Genomic DNA, 1,645 nt, shown 5'->3' with positions numbered 1-1,645 from the left:
GACGCATCAATGCGTGTGGGCAGTGACAGCCCCTGCCCTGCAGGAACGGTCTGCGCGGGATCGGCAAGACGTTCGATCACAGCCCCGTCGCCGATTTCCAGTGCAGCCTCGATCAGGCTGCGGCTGGCGACGATCCCGTTGCCCTGATCAATAATGCAGTAGCTCTGGAAATGGCCCATCAGGCCATCAGGCCATCAGGCCATCAGGCCATCAGGCCATCATCGAAGATATCCTGCTTCATCTCCAAAAGATCAGCAAAGGCACCCCGCCCTGCTGCTGTCAGATCGAAGGCCACGATGCTGATACCAGCCAAAGGACCGCGCCGGACCGCAAAGCTGCTGCGCTCCGCATAGCCCTCTTGCCACAGAAGCAGATAATGAGCAGCGTTATCGACACAATAGGCGATTCGGAGAAGAGCTGTCCTCTTAATCCATCAACTCCCAAGCCAAGTACCTATCGACTTTGAATACCCGCACTTTAGCTGCATCTTCAGGGCTCAGAAGATCGCCTTCCCACGAAGTGTATTCGTCATAGGTATATTCTTGACGCGGGGCCGCCTCATACCCGAACCGCCACCCAGTATCATACTCTGTAAAATTTGGACCTGCGCCCGCGCACTGCGCGGTCATGCGCGAGAGGTCACATTTATCCTCATAGCAAATTATATATTCATCCCCTAGCTCACCGTGCTCTTCGTAATCATAGCACGTGGCATTAGCGGGCAAGCCAACCATCGCGAGAGAAACTGCAACTAAAAAACCTTTATTCATCTAAACTCCCTTCGTGAAACCTGTGCTTAAAGGTCGGAACGGGCGATTTTGGGGCACTAAGGTGACCTTAGAACAGCAATTCCAGTTCAGCACATGAAGGGTGTAAATTAGAAAGCGATAGGTCTCAGCAAATCTGCAGCCATCTCGATCGACGCACCTTTACCATAACGCTCGCGCCCCAGCGCATGGCCCAGAATATCGCGACGGATGCGTTCATCGATCCCGGCTTCAAGCATGCGATCTTCAAAGCTATGGCGCAGGCTGTACATGGAATGGGCGGGGCTCTCGGCAATGCCATTGCTGCGCAGGAACTTGTTCACCGTGCCGCTGAGGGTTGCCGCATTATTGCGATAGGATGGGAAGCCCTCGGGGAACTGGCGCATGGCCGCAAGGCTGACGCCCAGCAGCGGCAGGGACCGCCGCGCGTTGCGGGTCTTTAGCTGCCGCTCGTTCGGAGCCAGCGACAGATGAGGGGTCTCCGTATCCAGCTTGATCTCATTGGGCCTCAGACCGGCGATCTCGCTGGGGCGCATGCCCGTATTCACCATGACCAGAAAGATGGCCCGTGCCTCGGCGTTCAGCCCATCCAGCGCACCCTTCTTCAGCAGCACATCCCTGATCCAATCATTCGAGAACGGCGGACGGGTGTTGGCTTCACCTTCTTTGAACGACAGGCCTCCCAGCGGCAGAGCGTATCCCAGCCGTTTGCGGTCATTCACGGTTTTGAGGATCTCTCCCAGATGGGTGAAATCCTTATTGGCCGAGTTTGCCGAAACCTCGCCGCTTTCGATCCGCCCGAACCACCAATCGCGAAAATCCAGCATGTCATCGCGGGTGATATCGGGGATCGCCTTATCTCCGACCTGCGCAATAAA

2 protein-coding genes are annotated in these 1,645 nt (G+C 56.1%); both read right to left on the bottom strand.

Annotation, left to right across the window (positions count from 1 at the left end):
• Positions 1-425 precede the first annotated feature (425 nt).
• Positions 426-770: a hypothetical protein gene (locus CLV74_RS22420; RefSeq protein WP_106269151.1), complete on the bottom strand. Its 345-nt coding sequence runs from the start codon at positions 768-770 to the stop codon at positions 426-428.
• Positions 771-877: 107 nt separating this feature from the next.
• On the bottom strand, positions 878-1,645 hold a 768-nt coding region (locus CLV74_RS22415), incomplete at its 5' end, for a tyrosine-type recombinase/integrase (RefSeq protein WP_146135016.1).

It is taken from the genome of Donghicola tyrosinivorans, assembly GCF_003003355.1.
GTDB lineage: Bacteria > Pseudomonadota > Alphaproteobacteria > Rhodobacterales > Rhodobacteraceae > Donghicola > Donghicola tyrosinivorans.
Note: the sequence above shows the minus strand (reverse complement) of the source record. Positions and strands in the feature narration are given on the sequence as shown.

Bases quoted from the DNA above. Each gene is read 5' to 3' on its own strand.
- CLV74_RS22420 (WP_106269151.1), bottom strand. From the start codon at position 770: ATGAATAAAGGTTTTTTAGTTGCAGTTTCTCTCGCGATGGTTGGCTTG.